Below are 15,331 nucleotides of genomic sequence, written 5' to 3'. Positions count from 1 at the left end.
GTGGTGACTGGTCTAGCTGTATCTGCGACGTCTAGTATCAGTAACCACGCGCAACCCATAACCGGGTGGCGCGTGAAGTTAGGGCACACTGAGACGACCGTCCAGGTATGGATTCCGCATACTTGCTCAGAACTCATGGGCCTTGACCCGAGATGGCAGCCCCATTGGACAGGAGATCGAGGAGCAACCTGTGACGTACACGATTGCCGAACCCTGCGTTGACTTGAAAGACAAGGCATGTATCGAGGAGTGCCCTGTCGACTGCATCTATGAGGGCGCACGCATGCTGTACATCCACCCGGACGAGTGCGTGGACTGCGGTGCCTGCGAACCTGTCTGCCCGGTGGAGGCCATCTACTACGAGGACGATGTGCCGGACCAGTGGTCCAGCTACACGCAGATCAACGCCGACTTCTTCGCTGAGCTCGGATCTCCGGGCGGTGCGTCCAAGGTCGGGCAGACCGACAACGACCCCCAGGCGGTCAAGGATCTGCCGCCGCAGGAAAAGGACTGATAACGGCTCGCTCGCAGCGCGTATCGGCGTCCTTGCCGCTGTTCCCCTGGGACACCCTGGCCGACGTCACCGCGCTGGCCCGGTCACACCCTGACGGCATCGTCGACCTCTCGGTAGGCACACCCGTCGACGACGTGGCTCCGGTGATCCGTGACGCACTGGCCGCGGCCGGTTCCGCCCCCGGCTACCCGACGACCGCAGGCACACCCGCGTTGTTGGCGTCGGCGGTGGCGGCGCTGCAACGCCGATACGGCATCACCGGTCTCGCCGAGCATGCCGTGCTGCCGGTGATCGGAACCAAGGAGCTCATCGCGTGGCTGCCGACGTTGCTCGGCCTGTCACCTGATGACCTGGTCGTGGTGCCCGAATTGGCCTACCCGACCTACGAGGTCGGGGCACGGCTGGCTGGAACACCGTTCGTACGCGCGGATTCACTGACGCAGCTGGGTCCGCAGTCGCCCGCACTGGTGTACCTGAACTCGCCGAGCAACCCCACGGGCAAGGTGCTGGGCGTCGACCACCTGCGCAAGGTCGTCGGCTGGGCTCGGGAGCGCGGCGTCCTCGTCGCCTCCGACGAGTGCTACTTGGGACTGGGCTGGGAGGACCAGCCGCTCTCGGTACTGCATCCCGATGTCTGCGACGGTGACCACACCGGGCTGTTGGCGATCCATTCGCTGTCGAAGACGTCGTCGCTGGCGGGATACCGCGCCGGTTTCGTCGCCGGTGACCCGTCGGTGGTGGCCGAACTGCTGGCCGTGCGCAAGCACGCGGGCATGATGATGCCGACTCCGGTGCAGGCCGCGATGCGTGCCGCACTCGACGACGACGAACACGAACGGGAGCAGCGCGCGCGTTACGAGCGGCGCAGGACCGTACTCATGCCCGCGCTGCAGGGGGCCGGCCTGACCGTCGACAATTCGGAAGCGGGACTCTACATCTGGGCCACGCGCGGCGAGCCGTGCCGCGACACCGTCGCCTGGCTGGCCCAGCGAGGCATCCTGGTGGCGCCCGGTGAGTTCTACGGGCCCGGGGGAGCTCGGTACGTCCGGGTCGCGTTGACCGCTTCCGATGAGCGCATAGCCGCTGCGGTACAACGACTTACGGGCTAGCGATCAGTCGAGCAGACCCATCGACATCGCGGTGGTCACCGCCGCCGTGCGGTCGGAAACGCCGAGCTTGTTGAACGTCCGAAGCAGATGGGTTTTGACCGTGGCTTCGCTGATGTGCAGTGCACGCCCGATATCAGCGTTGGTCATACCGGTCGCCACCAGCCCGAGAACCTCGACCTCGCGGGTCGACAACGCTGCCGAAACAGGTTGGCGCACAAAGCGGACCAGCCGGTCGGCAACCGTCGGCGCCAGCACCGTCTTACCTCGCGCCGCGTCGCGAACGGCCTCGGCGAGTTCGGATCGCGTCGCATCCTTCAGCAGATAGCCCGCCGCACCCGCTTCGACCGCGCGCAGGATGTCGGTGTCGGACTCGTACGTGGTGACGACGACGATGCGTGTCCCCGGCAGCGCCGCGAGGATTCGCTCGGTGGCTGTGACGCCGTCGACGTCCGGCATCCGCAGATCCATGAGAATGACGTCAGGTTGCAGGGATTCGGCCATCACGACCGCCTCCGCGCCCGACCCCGCCTCGCCCACGACGACGAGGTCGGCCTCGGCGTCGATCATGCCCCGCAAACCCTCCCGGACCACCGGATGGTCGTCGACGAGCAGCACCTTCGTGATGGCGGCCGTCATGTCGGCACCTCGACCGTCAACGTCGTCCCGCCGCCGGGACCGGTGGACAGGGTCATCGCACCTCCGACCTGCGCCACCCGGGTTCGCATTCCGCGCAGCCCGAAGCCCTCTGGGTGCCTGCTGTCCATTCCAATACCGTTGTCTGTCACCGTAAGCCGGACTCCTGAGGTCGACGGTGCCAGGTCGACGGTGACCGCGCTGGCCTGCGCGTGTTTGCGAATGTTCGCGAACGCCTCCTGCGTGGCACGCAGCAGCACCACATCGGCGGCCATGCTCTGGGTGGGCAGATCGTCGGCGATGCGGGCGGTGACCGCGGCGTCGGTCTCGGCGGCGAGTCGATCGCACTGTCGTTGGATGGCGGCGGGCAGCGTTTCCTCCAGCGGACTCGGCGTCAGTTCGGCCACCATCGCCCGCGCTTCGGCGAGGTTCTCCCGTGCAGTGGCGCCGATCAATTCGACGTGCCTCTTCGCCGCGGCGGTATCGGTTTCCAGCTCCGGTTCGACGGCCTGGGCGAGCATGACGATGCTGGTGAACCCCTGAGCTAGCGTGTCGTGGATCTCGCGGGCCAGTCGTTCCCGTTCCGCCGCAGTGCCCGCCGCCCGAGACAAACGGGCGCTCTCGGCGCGAGTGGCCGCCAGTTCGGAGACCAGGGTGGCCAGCTGTCTGCGTTGCCGCATCGACGTGATGATCACAGTCCCGATCACCGGCGCGATGATCACCCCGATGAGGGTGAACGCAATGGCGATACCGAGATTCGGCGAAGGAATTCCTTCCCTGACGATGACCAGGATCAGTGGGATCAGGTTGATCGCCGTGGTGATCACCAAGGCGACGCGCAGCGTCAGTGTCGCGAACACGATTGGATAGATCGTCGGCACCGCTGCCACCGCGACCGGAGAGGCCCACAGCGCCAGCGTCCACAGCGCGACCACAACTCCGACGAAACATGCTGCAGCCCAGCTGTTTTCAGGAAGCGCAAAGATCTTGCGGCCCAATGTCACCACGCAGAGCACCATGCCTGCGATCGCGGCGATCGCGACGGGTATGTCACCCGGAAAGCGATGATCGAGCACGACCACCGCGAACATGGCCGCCGCGCAGACGCCGACGACATAGACCATCCACAGCCAATGCCATTCGGCGCCTCGCGGGGCGTCCACACTCATACCGCGATTTTCCCCTAGCTTCGCTGCGGGCCCGATCCCTGGGTCGGTGCCCAGTTGCCGTGAAATCCGTGCGGTACGCGGGCCGGAAGGTGCACCGTAGCGACCGTTTCCAGCGTCTGCGCGTCGAGGAGCACAAGCTCACTGCGGTCGGTGGCCGGGTCGTAGACGAACCCCATGACGACCCCGTCGTCCTCGGCAGCGTCCGCGCTGGATGGCACGAAGACGAACTCGCCGGGTTCACGACCCGCGCCGAAGGTCGCCTTCTGGGTGCGTTTGGTCTCCAGGTCGTGCTTCAGGATCGAGTCCGCTTCGGTGATTCCTGCGGAGCCTCCGACATAGCCGACCGCGTAGCCGAACCTGTTCGGGCGACCGACGCGCCGCTCGTCGACCCGCGGGAACTCCTGGACGGTGTCGTCGAGGCGTTCTTCACGAACTCTGCCTGCGGCCAGATCGACGGTCCACCGGTCCAGAGTCTGCGTGCCGGGTACCAAGCTGTTGCCGGTCGTGAAGACCGACGAATGCCGAACGATGTCGAGCACAATGCTGTCGCCTTCCGGCGAAGACACGTCGTAGGCGTTCAGTGGATGGAAGACGTAGCAGGGCTGCACTTCGAACCAACGGATGTCGGCAGCGGTGCCCTCGCGAGGCATCACCCCGACGCGGGCCTGCCGTTCCGGGGCCCAGCGATAGGGCATGCCGCCCGAGGGCGCCCCGCCCCCCTGGCCGGATTTGCGCATGGCCCGTCGCAGGACGAAATCCGGCAGCGCGTGACGCTCCACGACATGGGTCAGCAGACCCGTGGCAGCCTTCGCCGTCGGAGTCTGTGCTTGGCCGCGCAGCTCCAGCGCGACCGGCAAGTCATAGAGCACGACATATTTTTCGGTGAGCGAGAAGTCGTGCATCATCGTCTGCGCCTTCAAACGGATGTCGACCGTACGACGCACCTTCCCGTCGACACCCGTCACGGTGTACCTCACGATGTTCCCGCGCACCGGGCTGTATGAAACGGCGTGCAGCTCACCGGTCACCGGGTCCCGCTTGGGGTGGGCGGAGTATCCGCCGAACAGCGTGCCGCAGAAGTCGGAGGGGCCGACGGTCTCCAGCTCGTCGGTCAGCTCGTACGGACGTCCGCCGGCCTCGACGATGGCCAGGGTCCTGCCGCCTTGTTCGAGGATGTTGGTGTTCGCCGCGAAGTCGAAGCCGCCCGCGGTCGGACCTCCGCGCCAGGTCTCGCCCAGCCGGCGCGCCACGGCCGCAGAGCGCACCCACCGGTTGCGGTACCACTGCGCCTGGCCGTCGCGCAGACGTAGTCCGTGCGCCATGCCGTCGCCGAGGAACCAGTGGTAGCGGGCGGGATCCGGATCGCCGAGAGGGTTGGGTCCGATGCGGAGATAGCGACCGTCGAGATACTCCGGGATGGTTCCGGTGACCTCTAGGTCGAGGGCGGTGATTTCCTCCCTGACCGGCGCGTAGTTGCCGTTGAGATAGGGATTGTCCGTGCTGCGGGTCCGGGCTGCGGTCGTCATGTACCGATCGTGCTCCGTTGGCGAGCGGTGCGCGACCACCTTGGGGCTGATTGCTGTGTCCGTCGAACGGTTGACAGTGATGACGTTTGCGTGACTAATCGATGCAAGAGCGATGCAATTTAGCGCGAAGCGGGTATCTATGTTCATAGGTTGGGGTCGCCAGCCCTGGGTAAGTTGGACCGCACACGGCGCGGAAGGAGTGGTGCGTGTCAGCGATCGGCTCACGCATGCTTGACGAGGTGGTGTCACGGGCGGCCAACGGGTCGCGGCCGGCTGCCGACCTGGGCGGCGAGCACTGGCGCAGTGCGTTGCGCCGTGCTGTGCAGGGGATCGTCGCCGAGTTCGTCGACACCCGGTGCGCACCCGAGCTTCAGGCTGCCGGGGTCGACATCGCGGCCGACGTGTTGCGCGATTTCCTCGACGGAGGCAAGTGCGTGCGGTCGACGTTCATGTACCTGGGCTGGTTGTGCGGCGCCGACCACGATCCTGCGGCGCTGCGAGCAGCCGCCGGCCTCGAGCTGCTGCACGCGTTCGCCCTCTTGCAGGACGATGTCATGGATAGCTCCACCCTGCGTCGGGGCCGAGACGCCGGCCACATCGCATTCGCGCAGTGGTATCGGCGGCGGGCGTTGCGCGGATCGCCGGATCGTTTCGGAGAATCCGCCGCGGTGCTGCTTGGGGATCTGTGCCTGGTCTGGGCGGCCCAGATGATGCGGGAGAGTCGCGTCCCGACCGCCGCCCTCGAGCGGGTCTGGCCTCGCTATGACGCGATGCGCACCGAACTCGCGATAGGACAATTCGCCGACCTGATCAACGACTCGAGCAGGTTCCCGACCCTGGACCGCGTGCTGTCGGTGTCGCGCCGCAAGTCCGGCAACTACACCGTGCGGCGACCACTTGAAATGGGCGCGGCCATGGCGGGCTGCGACGAGTCGGTGATGGCGATGCTCGGCGGCTACGGTGACGCCATCGGTGAGGCCTTCCAGATGCGTGACGATCTACTCGGCATCTTCGGATCGCCTTCGATCACGGGAAAGCCCAGCGGCAGCGACCTTTTGGAGGGCAAGGCGACAACCGTCGTAGCGGCCGCCTACCACCTGGCGGACAGGGTGCTGCGCAGGCAACTGCGCGGCCTGATGCGCGCGGACGCCCTCGACGTCGACGACATCAACCGCTGGCGTGAACTGATCGTCGCCACCGGCGCCGTCGATTGGATCGAGAAACTGATCGACTCGCGGCTCACGCATGCCCTGACGCTCGTCGACGGTGCCGACGTGCGCCCAGAGGTCCGAGTGGCCTTGGCGGACATGGCCACGGCATGCACTGCACGGACGGCGTGATCGTGAAAACCATTGGAGGCAACGCCCAGCGGGTGGTCGTGGTCGGTGCGGGCCTTGCGGGGCTGTCGGCGGCTCTGCATCTCGCAGGGCGTGGCCGGGAGGTCACGGTGATCGAACGGGCGCCACATCCCGGGGGACGGGTGGGGCGCCTCGACATCGACGGATACCGCCTCGATACGGGCCCGACCGTGCTGACGATGCCTGACCTCATCGACGACGCATTCGCTGCCGTCGGCGAATCGCTGTCCGATCGCCTCGACCTCATGCGGGTCGATCCGGCTTACCACGCGTCGTTCGCCGACGGCAGCTCCTTGAACGTGCACAGCGACCGAGAGGCGATGGCCGCCGAGATCGAGCGGTTCGCGGGCCGCGGGCAGGCCGACGGCTACCTGCAGCTACGTGACTGGCTGACCCGGCTCTATGACGTCGAGTTCGACGGTTTCATCGCATCGAACTTCGACTCACCGCTGTCACTGCTCACGCCTGCGCTGGCGCGGTTGACGGCCATCGGCGGCTTTCGTCGGTGGGATCGCATGGTGCGCAAGTTCATCAGCGACGAACGGCTGCGGCGGGTGTTCACCTTTCAAGCGCTGTACGCCGGGGTCCCGCCGCAGCGGGCACTGGCCGTATACGCCGTGATCGCCTACATGGACACCATCTCCGGAGTCTTCTTCCCGCGCGGCGGCATGCGCGCCCTGCCTGATGCGCTGGCCGCGGCCGCCGCCGGTGCAGGAGTCCAATTCCGTTACAGCGCCGCAGTTTCCGCACTGGAGCGCAGTGGGTCAGAGGTGACGGCCGTGCACACCAGCACCGGTGAGCGTGTCCCGGCAGACGCGGTCGTGCTGACCACGGAGCTACCGGAGACCTATCGCCTCCTCGGCCGTGAACCGCGCAGGCTGCTTCGGCTTCGGCCCGCACCATCGGCCGTCGTCGCGCACGTCGGTTGCCAGGCGGTCGATCCCGACGTCGGCCACCACACCATTCTGTTCGGCCAGGCCTGGCAGCAGACATTCCGGGACATCATCGACGACGGACGGGTGATGGGCGACCCGTCGCTGCTTGTCACCAGGCCCACGGCGGGTGACGCGGGGCTGGCGCCCGCCGGTCGCGATCTGCTCTACATCCTGGCTCCCGCGCCGAACACCGCTGTGGGCAATGTCGATTGGGCCGCAACGGGTCCGGCATACACCGACAGCATCTTGCGGGCCGTCCAGAACCGGATGCCGTCGCTCGGCCGCGGCGCCGAACTGCTGCACGTCGTCGACCCTGCGGACTGGGCGCGCCAGGGCATGCTGGCGGGCACGCCGTTCGCGCTGGCCCACACCTTCGGGCAGACCGGTCCGTTCCGGCCGGCGAACACCGTGCGCGGTATCGACAACGCCGTCCTCGCCGGATCCTCGACAGTGCCGGGGGTAGGTGTTCCCACAGCGTTGATGTCGGGCCGCCTGGCCGCCGACAGAATCACCGGCGCCGTGACCCGGCGACGCCAACTACGGGTGGTGCAATCATGATCAGCTCAGAACTCCATGCCGCCGGTGTCCACGACCCCGTGTTGCGGGACGCCTACCGACGCTGCCGCACCTTGAACTCGCAGCACGGTCGCACGTTCTTCCTTGCCACGAGGTTGCTCACCCCGCAGCAGCGTCCCGCCGTGCACGCGCTCTACGGATTCGCTCGGCGAGCCGATGACATCCTGGACGACTTCGACCCGTCGCTGTCCAGCGCGGAGCGTTCGGATGAATTGCAGCGGTTGGCGACACGGTTGTTCAACCGCATGACGACCGGCGCCACCGATGATGGTGATCCGTCGTTGGCGGCGGTGGTCGACACCGCGCGCAGATATGGCATCCCGTGGGAACACTTCGACGACTTCCTGTCCTCGATGCGAATGGATCTGACGACCACCGACTACCCCGATCGCGCTGCACTCGACCGATACATGTACGGCTCCGCCGAAGTGATCGGACTTCAAATGCTGCCCGTCCTGGGTACCGTCTGCGAATCCACCGAGGCTGCACCGTACGCCGCAGCACTCGGAAAGGCGTTCCAGCTCACCAACTTCCTGCGCGATGTCGATGAAGACCTGCAGCGCGGACGGATCTATCTACCCGCCGACGAACTGGCCGTCCACGACGTGGACCGCGACGTTCTGAACTGGTGTCACGACCATCGCCAGACCGACCCGCGAGTGCGGCGCGCTCTGGAGGAACAGCACGCGGAGACCAGACGCATCTACCGGTTCGCCGAGCAGGGCATTGCCCTGCTTCATCCTCGATCGAGACCGTGCATTTCGGCTGCGCTCACGTTGTACTCTGAAATCCTCGACCGCATCGAAGAACTCGAATTCGCGGTATTCGATCAACGCGCCACCGTCGGCACGGGCCGCCGACTCCAGGTCGCTGGTCGCGGGTTCATCGAAGCGTGGGTCGCCCGAGTGCGCCATTCAGGGACGTGACGATGGACCGTTGGGCGCTGGTCACCAAGGAGACGCTGTGAGTCTGTCCTCCAACGAGATTCCCGGTGCGTTTGACGCCGGGGCGCCTGCCTACGACAAGCTCGTCGGCGCCAATCCTGGCTACCACGATCACCTGCGACTCTCGGCGCAGCGTATGCGGATCGCCGACGATGGCCGTGGGTTACGCCTGCTCGACGCCGGATGCGGCACCGGGGCGTCGACCGCGGCGCTGCTGGCCGTCGCGCCCGAAGCCGAGATCGTCGCGGTCGACGCCTCGGAGGGGATGCTGACACAGGCGCGGGCGAAAGCGTGGCCGTCGTCGGTCAGCTTCGTGCAGTCTCGGATCGAGGACCTTGCCGACGCCGGCGTCGGCGGACCGTTCGACGGCATCCTGGCGGCTTACCTGATCCGCAACGTCACCGACAGAGACGGGCAGCTACGCAGGTTTCGTGAACTCCTGCGACCGGGCGGAACGCTTGCAGTGCACGAATACTCGGTCCGCGATTCCAAGTTCGCCACGGCGGTGTGGAACGCGGTGTGTACCGCGATCATCATTCCCAGCGGTCGCTTGCGCAGTGGTGATGCCTCGCTCTACACCTACCTCCGGCGCAGTGTGAACACCTTCGACGGCGTGGAAGCCTTCCGGCACAGGATGCAGGCGAACGGCTTCGAGTCCGTCCGCAGCGAGACGATGCCCGGTTGGCAGCGCAACATCGTGCACACTTTCCTGGGGCAGGCCCCACGACGATGACCGATTCGCGCGCTCAGACCCATCCCGCGCCATCTGGCGTGGCGAACGCATCTGAACTGGCAGAGCGCCCTCGCGTCGTCGTGGTCGGCGCAGGCATCGCGGGCCTTGCTGCGGCCACGGGATTGGCCGAGCGGGGCGTCGCGGTGGACCTCATCGAGCGCCAGGGCTACCTGGGCGGCCGGGTCGGCGGATGGACCGAGCGACTTTCCGATGACTCTGAGGTCGCGATGAATCGCGGCTTCCACGCGTTCTTCCGGCAGTATTACAACCTGCGAAACCTGCTGCGGCGCATCGATCCTGCGCTCGCGATGCTCAAGCCGGTGGATGACTACCCGCTTGTCGACGCCGAAGGCCGCACCGACACTTTTCGGGGTTTGCCGCTGACGCCACCGCTCAACGCGATGCTGTTCGCTCTGCGCAGTCCCACGTTCCGGCTACGAGACCTCGTCCGGCTCGACGCGCGAGCGGCCGCCCCGCTGGCGGCGGTGTCGGTACCGGACATCTATGACCGCCTCGACCACGTGGATGCTGACTCCTTCCTGCGCGACATCAACTTTCCCACAGCGGCGCGGCATCTGGCGTTCGAGGTTTTCTCCAGAAGCTTCTTCGCGGAGCCGACTGACCTGTCGGCAGCCGAACTGGCAGCGATGTTCCACATCTACTTTCTCGGCTCCCGCGAGGGGCTGATCTTCGACGTGGCCGATGCCAATTTCGATGTGGCGCTGTGGAACCCGCTGGGCGCCTACCTCGAGTCGCTTGGTGTTCGCGTACACCGCGAGACGTCGGTGAGCGAGGTGCGACACGGGCAGAGTTGGACGGTCGGTCTCGACGGCGGAGCGGAACTACACGCCGACGGTGTCGTTCTGGCTACCGATGTCGCCGGCCTGCAACGCATCGTCGAGAACTCTGCCGGTATCGGCGACGATGACTGGCGCAAGAGCGTGGCAAAACTCGGTCAAGCGCCGCCGTTCATCGTGCATCGGTTGTGGCTGGACAAGAAGGTGAATTCCGACCGAGCGCCGTTCATCGGAACAGGCGGCAGGCCACCGCTGGACAACGTCAGCGTGCTCGAGCGCTACGAACGCGAGGCGGCGGACTGGTCACGCGAGCATGGCGGATCGGTGGTGGAACTGCACTCATACGCGGTGAAGGCGCCTGACGATACTCTGCGTGACCGGCTGCTGGGTCGCCTCCACGAGCTGTATCCGGAGACCCGCGGTGCTCGGGTCGTCGCCGAAAAGGTGCTCTGGCACAACGACTGTCCGCGCTTCGCGCCAGGCGACTTCGCCGACCGGCCGGTCGTGACGACTCCCGATGACGGACTGGTGCTTGCCGGTGACGGTATCCGCATCGATCTGCCTGTCGCGCTGATGGAACGCGCCGCGACGACGGGATGGTCGGCGGCGAACCAACTTCTCGATCGCTTCGGCATTCGAGGTCACTCACTGCAGACGGTCCCGAACCACGGGCGGATGGCGCTGTTGAGTCGAGTCGCCGAACGGGTAAGGCCCAAGCCAGAATGAGCAGGATCGCGAAACTTCGGTCGCGGCTGTCCAAGACGGTCCCGTTCGACCTGCTGCCCGCGCTGTCGTGGCCCGCACAGCGACCGACCTACCGTGACGCCGTGCCGGCGGTGATCGACGCGGCACTGCGGCGTTCGCAACAGCGGCCGAGCGGCAACTGGTACGTCCTCGGCGCCAGTGACGCGATCAAGAACCGGCCATACGGCACGTCGGTGGCGGGACAGGAACTGGTTGCCTGGCGTGGCGCGGACGGTGCTCTGAAGGTGGGACCCGGCGCGTGCCCCCATCTTGGAGCAGACCTCGCGACCGGGACGGTCGACTGTGGTGCCCTGATATGTCCATGGCATGGGCTGCGACTGGAGGGCGGACGGGAGTTCGGTTGGCGGCCATATCCTTGCCACGACGATGGAGTGTTGGCGTGGGTGCGGCTCGACAGCATCGGAGGAGAAACACCGACCGAAATGCCCGTGTTGCCGGTACGCCCTGACGGCGAACAGATGCACGCTGTGACACGGCTCGTCGGAACGTGCGAGCCGAGCGACATCATCGCCAACCGGATGGATCCGTGGCACGGGTCGTGGTTTCACCCGTACTCGTTCAGCCGTCTGGAAGTGCTGTCGGCTCCGCCCGCCGACGATGACCTTCCCGAGGACATGGACCGCTTCCTCGTCGCAGTCACCTTTCGCATCGGCAGACTGGGGGTGCCGGTCGTCGCCGAATTCACCAGCTCAGAGCCGCGGACGATCGTGATGCGCATTGTCGACGGGGAGGGAACGGGCAGCGTCGTGGAAACCCATGCCACACCGGTGGGTTCGGGCCCCGACGGATCTCCGCGCACCGCGGTGATCGAGGCCGTGATCGCCCATTCGGACCGATCGGGCTTCGCCTACGCGACGCGCGCAGCGCCGTTGATCAAGCCGTTCATGCGGCATGCGGCCGCGAGGCTGTGGCGTGACGACCTGGCTTACGCCGAACGAATCTTCAAGCTGCGCAGCCTTTGATCAGTTCGTGTCGGCGGTGGCGCGCAGTCCGAGCGAGAACAGCAACCGCACGTCGGGGTCGTCCAGCGTGGTGGACAGCAACGTCTCGATGCGCCGAACCCGGTACCGCACTGTGTTGGGGTGCACGTGTAGGTGCTTGGCGACGGCGGCCACGTCGCCGAAGCCGTCGAGGTAGGCCCGCAGTGTCTCGGCCAGCATCGGATCCTCGTCACGCAGGAGTCGCACCCGCGGGTCGACGAGCCGCGACCGTCCGGCGACGTGCGACACGATCTCGTCGAGGAGCACGGTGGTGTGCGCCTCGTCCAGCGAGGTGATTTGTCCGATCGCGCCGGGATGGCGATCGGCGCTGTCGAAGACGCGGTCGATCTCGACGCGGGCGGACGCCGCGCCTGCCAGTCCGCCTAGCGGGGCCGCGACGACGGCACGAAGCGTGAGGCCGAGTTCGCGATGCATCGCGGTCACGACTCCACGCACCCACGACATCACCGACGACGGTGCACCGATCTTGGGTAGCAGCACGTAGACCCGGCCACCGGCCGAGACCGTCTGGGCATCGGCACGAAAAGCGCCGGCGCTCAACGCGATGACTCCGGTTGGTGCAGACGGGCCGCCCTGGAAGCCGACGAGCGCCGCCCGGCCGTCGACGGTGATTCCCAGTTCCCGCGCTATCGCAGCGATGTCGACATCGTCGCCGGCCAGCCCGAGTAGTTCTTGCACCTGCACCGCGTGGGTCGACGGCGTCGCTGCCAGTCGCGTCATGATCCGCGCCGCCAGCACCGCACCGCCGCGCAGAATCTCCTCGGCGTCGTCGGCCAGCGGCGCGGAGCCCTGCTGGAGCCAGATCGTGCCTGCGAAGGTCGGCGGGCGACGCGTATCGGTACTGGGCAGGTGAATGCCGACCGCCAACCGCGGGCGCAGACCCAACTCGGGGCGCTCGGCGACGCGCACGACATCGCCGCCCGCCCGCAGCGCGTCGAATATGCCCCACTGCGCGATCCACTCCAGGTGCTCGGGCGGACCAGCGCGGCCCAGGATCGTCAGGCGGCGCAACTCGTCCGCGTCGTCACTGGACGCCGAGTACGCGAGCACGTGTGATTGTTCGTCCTCGATGCTGACCATGCCGCGGGTGCCGTCGGCGATCGATTGCGCGAGGCCGAACAGGTCGGTGCCCGAGTCGCGGTCGTCCCGGTCGCCGTGATGGTCGAAGGCGTGGGTGACGAGACGGTAGAGCGACTCCCACCGGGCTCGCGGGTCGACGGCCACGACCGCGGTACCGAGTGCGACGGCCCTCCTTACCGCGGCGTCGGTGGGTTCCTTGACGAAGATGGCCGTCGGCACCGTTCCCGAACCCGCGAACTGCTGCTCGAGCCACCGCACGGCCTCGGCGTCGGCGACGCCGAGCAGGAAGAAGAGATCGGCGGAACCGGCACCGACCGCCAAACCCAACCGGACGTCGTCGGCGTCGACGAGCGCCACCGAACCGACCGGCATGTCGAGGCCGCGGGGGGCTTCGACGAGCGTCACCATCGTGCGGTCCAAGGCCAGCAGCAGCTTGCCGAGCCCGAGGCCGGAAGACAGTGCCGTCATCGCGACCTCCTTTGTGTGATCACACTATAGATCCAACACCGCTTTGTCTGATCAGCCATCGGTTGAAAACGGTCCGAGCGGGGATCCTTACTGGATGGACGCCATCAGCGACGTGCCCGCCCCGGCCAATGAACCGGTTCTCGACTACGCCCCGGGTTCAGGGGAGCGCTCCCGGCTCACCGAAGCCCTTTCGGCCCTTGCCGCCGATCCGATCGACCTGCCCCATGTGATCGGCGGCGCCCACCGCATGGGTGGCGGGGAGCGCGCCGATGTGGTGCAGCCCCACCGTCACAGCGCACGGCTGGGTACCTTCACCAACGCCGAGCACGCCGATGCGACCGCCGCCATCGACGCCGCGATCGCCGCCAAGCCCGGCTGGGAGGCCACGCCGTTCGACGAGCGCGCCGCGGTCTTCCTGCGCGCCGCCGAACTGCTCGCCGGACCGTGGCGCGAGAAGTTGTGCGCAGCGACCATGCTGGGCCAGTCCAAGACCGCGTACCAGGCCGAGATCGACGCCGCGTGTGAACTGATCGACTTCTGGCGATTCAACGTCGGGTTCGCCCGCGAGATCTACGCCGAACAGCCGATCAGCGCGCGGGGCGTCTGGAACCGGACCGACTACCGGCCGCTCGAGGGATTCGTCTACGCCATCACCCCGTTCAACTTCACCGCGATCGCGGGCAATCTGCCCAGCGCGCCCGCGCTGATGGGCAACACCGTGGTGTGGAAGCCGTCGCCCACGCAGACCTTCGCCGCATACCTGACCATGCAGTTGCTCGAGGCGGCCGGCCTGCCGCCGGGCGTCATCAACCTGGTGGCGGGTGACGGCCTCGCGGTTTCCGATGTGGCACTTGCCGATCCGCGACTGGCCGGCATCCACTTCACGGGGTCGACGGCGACGTTCCAGCATCTGTGGCGTGAGGTCGGCACCCATATCGACCGCTACCACACCTATCCGCGGTTGGTCGGGGAGACCGGCGGCAAGGATTTCGTGCTGGCGCATTCCTCGGCTCGGCCCGACGTGTTGCGCACTGCGTTGATCCGTGGAGCGTTCGACTACCAGGGTCAGAAGTGCTCGGCGGCGTCACGGGCGTTCATCCCCCGATCGGTGTGGCAACAGATGGGTGACGACTTCCTCTCCGCCACTGAAGCATTGACGTACGGCGACGTCACCGACCTGACCAATTTCGGCGGCGCCCTCATCGACGAGCGGGCATTCGCGAAGAACGTCACCGCGATCGAGCGTGCCAAGAGCGCCGCGAACGTCACCGTCGCCGTCGGTGGCGAATACGACGACAGCGAAGGCTATTTCGTCAAACCGACGGTGCTGCTGTCCGATGATCCGAGCGACGAATCGTTTTCCACCGAGTACTTCGGTCCGATCCTCTCGGTACACGTGTATCCGGACGGCGACTACGAACGTGTCATCGACGTCGTCGACGACGGCGCGCGCTACGCGCTGACCGGAGCGGTGATCGCCGATGACCGTGCGGCGGTGCTGACGGCGCAGCGACGGTTGCGTCATGCCGCGGGCAACTTCTACGTCAACGACAAGCCGACCGGTGCGGTCGTTGGGCAGCAGCCGTTCGGTGGCTCACGGGCATCGGGAACCAATGACAAGGCCGGCTCGCCGCTGAATCTGTTGCGCTGGACGTCGGCCCGGTCGATCAAGGAGACGTTCGTCCCCCCGACGAACCACACCTATCCCCACATGGAGGCGTGA

13 protein-coding genes are annotated in these 15,331 nt (G+C 66.8%); 9 read left to right on the top strand and 4 right to left on the bottom strand.

Going from position 1 to position 15,331, the window contains the following annotated elements; all coding sequences use genetic code 11:
• Window positions 1–190 precede the first annotated feature (190 nt).
• Both fdxA and dapC read left to right on the top strand, forming a co-directional pair.
• Entirely contained in the window at window positions 191–514 is a 324-nt protein-coding gene (gene fdxA, locus G6N42_RS14425; RefSeq protein WP_083123932.1) for a ferredoxin, read from the top strand.
• Window positions 514–1,623, top strand: a complete 1,110-nt coding sequence (gene dapC, locus G6N42_RS14420; protein ID WP_163737521.1) for a succinyldiaminopimelate transaminase — start codon at window positions 514–516, stop codon at window positions 1,621–1,623. Before fdxA ends, dapC begins: the two co-directional genes overlap by 1 nt.
• 3 nt (window positions 1,624–1,626) lie before the next feature.
• Here dapC and G6N42_RS14415 read toward each other — a convergent pair whose 3' ends face one another.
• The 3 genes from G6N42_RS14415 to G6N42_RS14405 are packed head-to-tail and all read right to left on the bottom strand — an operon-like array spanning window position 1,627 to window position 4,951.
• Window positions 1,627–2,247, bottom strand: coding sequence for a response regulator (locus G6N42_RS14415; RefSeq protein ID WP_163737518.1), 621 nt, complete (start codon window positions 2,245–2,247; stop codon window positions 1,627–1,629).
• Between the two features lie 8 nt (window positions 2,248–2,255).
• Window positions 2,256–3,425, bottom strand: coding sequence for a sensor histidine kinase (locus G6N42_RS14410; RefSeq protein WP_163730203.1), 1,170 nt, complete (start codon window positions 3,423–3,425; stop codon window positions 2,256–2,258).
• Window positions 3,426–3,439: 14 nt separating this feature from the next.
• Window positions 3,440–4,951, bottom strand: coding sequence for a carotenoid oxygenase family protein (locus G6N42_RS14405; RefSeq protein WP_163730202.1), 1,512 nt, complete (start codon window positions 4,949–4,951; stop codon window positions 3,440–3,442).
• Between the two features lie 227 nt (window positions 4,952–5,178).
• Here G6N42_RS14405 and G6N42_RS14400 point away from each other — a divergent pair, with 227 nt between their 5' ends.
• From G6N42_RS14400 to G6N42_RS14375, 6 genes are read left to right on the top strand one after another with little or no spacing between them, the layout of a single operon-like run.
• Entirely contained in the window at window positions 5,179–6,291 is a 1,113-nt protein-coding gene (locus tag G6N42_RS14400) for a polyprenyl synthetase family protein (protein WP_163737515.1), read from the top strand.
• A gap of 2 nt (window positions 6,292–6,293) precedes the next feature.
• Window positions 6,294–7,802 carry a phytoene desaturase family protein gene (gene crtI / locus G6N42_RS14395; protein WP_163730201.1) on the top strand — a complete coding sequence of 503 codons (1,509 nt, stop codon included), beginning with the start codon at window positions 6,294–6,296 and terminating at the stop codon, window positions 7,800–7,802.
• Complete coding sequence (locus tag G6N42_RS14390) at window positions 7,799–8,746, top strand: phytoene/squalene synthase family protein (RefSeq protein ID WP_163730200.1); 948 nt, start codon at window positions 7,799–7,801, stop codon at window positions 8,744–8,746. The genes crtI and G6N42_RS14390 overlap by 4 nt, the downstream gene beginning before the upstream one ends.
• A gap of 37 nt (window positions 8,747–8,783) precedes the next feature.
• On the top strand, window positions 8,784–9,497 hold the full coding sequence (locus G6N42_RS14385; RefSeq protein WP_163730199.1) for a class I SAM-dependent methyltransferase: 714 nt from the start codon (window positions 8,784–8,786) through the stop codon (window positions 9,495–9,497).
• Window positions 9,494–11,020, top strand: a complete 1,527-nt coding sequence (locus G6N42_RS14380; protein ID WP_163730198.1) for an FAD-dependent oxidoreductase — start codon at window positions 9,494–9,496, stop codon at window positions 11,018–11,020. Before G6N42_RS14385 ends, G6N42_RS14380 begins: the two co-directional genes overlap by 4 nt.
• Window positions 11,017–12,021 (top strand): Rieske (2Fe-2S) protein, encoded by a 1,005-nt coding sequence (locus G6N42_RS14375; RefSeq protein WP_163730197.1) that lies wholly within the window; start codon window positions 11,017–11,019, stop codon window positions 12,019–12,021. Before G6N42_RS14380 ends, G6N42_RS14375 begins: the two co-directional genes overlap by 4 nt.
• Here G6N42_RS14375 and G6N42_RS14370 read toward each other — a convergent pair whose 3' ends face one another.
• Window positions 12,022–13,608, bottom strand: coding sequence for a PucR family transcriptional regulator (locus G6N42_RS14370; protein WP_163730196.1), 1,587 nt, complete (start codon window positions 13,606–13,608; stop codon window positions 12,022–12,024).
• Between the two features lie 94 nt (window positions 13,609–13,702).
• Here G6N42_RS14370 and pruA point away from each other — a divergent pair, with 94 nt between their 5' ends.
• A complete protein-coding gene (gene pruA / locus G6N42_RS14365) occupies window positions 13,703–15,331 on the top strand; it encodes an L-glutamate gamma-semialdehyde dehydrogenase (protein WP_163730195.1) in 1,629 nt (542 codons plus the stop codon).

Source organism: Mycobacterium gallinarum (genome assembly GCF_010726765.1).
GTDB lineage: Bacteria > Actinomycetota > Actinomycetes > Mycobacteriales > Mycobacteriaceae > Mycobacterium > Mycobacterium gallinarum.
Note: the sequence above shows the minus strand (reverse complement) of the source record. Positions and strands in the feature narration are given on the sequence as shown.

Coding starts and splice junctions, on each gene's coding strand:
- G6N42_RS14410 (WP_163730203.1), bottom strand. CDS start 3,425: ATGAGTGTGGACGCCCCGCGAGGCGCCGAATGGCATTGGCTGTGGATG.
- G6N42_RS14405 (WP_163730202.1), bottom strand. CDS start 4,951: ATGACGACCGCAGCCCGGACCCGCAGCACGGACAATCCCTATCTCAAC.
- G6N42_RS14400 (WP_163737515.1), top strand. CDS start 5,179: ATGCTTGACGAGGTGGTGTCACGGGCGGCCAACGGGTCGCGGCCGGCT.
- G6N42_RS14390 (WP_163730200.1), top strand. CDS start 7,799: ATGATCAGCTCAGAACTCCATGCCGCCGGTGTCCACGACCCCGTGTTG.
- G6N42_RS14380 (WP_163730198.1), top strand. CDS start 9,494: ATGACCGATTCGCGCGCTCAGACCCATCCCGCGCCATCTGGCGTGGCG.
- G6N42_RS14375 (WP_163730197.1), top strand. CDS start 11,017: ATGAGCAGGATCGCGAAACTTCGGTCGCGGCTGTCCAAGACGGTCCCG.
- G6N42_RS14370 (WP_163730196.1), bottom strand. CDS start 13,608: ATGACGGCACTGTCTTCCGGCCTCGGGCTCGGCAAGCTGCTGCTGGCC.
- pruA (WP_163730195.1), top strand. CDS start 13,703: ATGGACGCCATCAGCGACGTGCCCGCCCCGGCCAATGAACCGGTTCTC.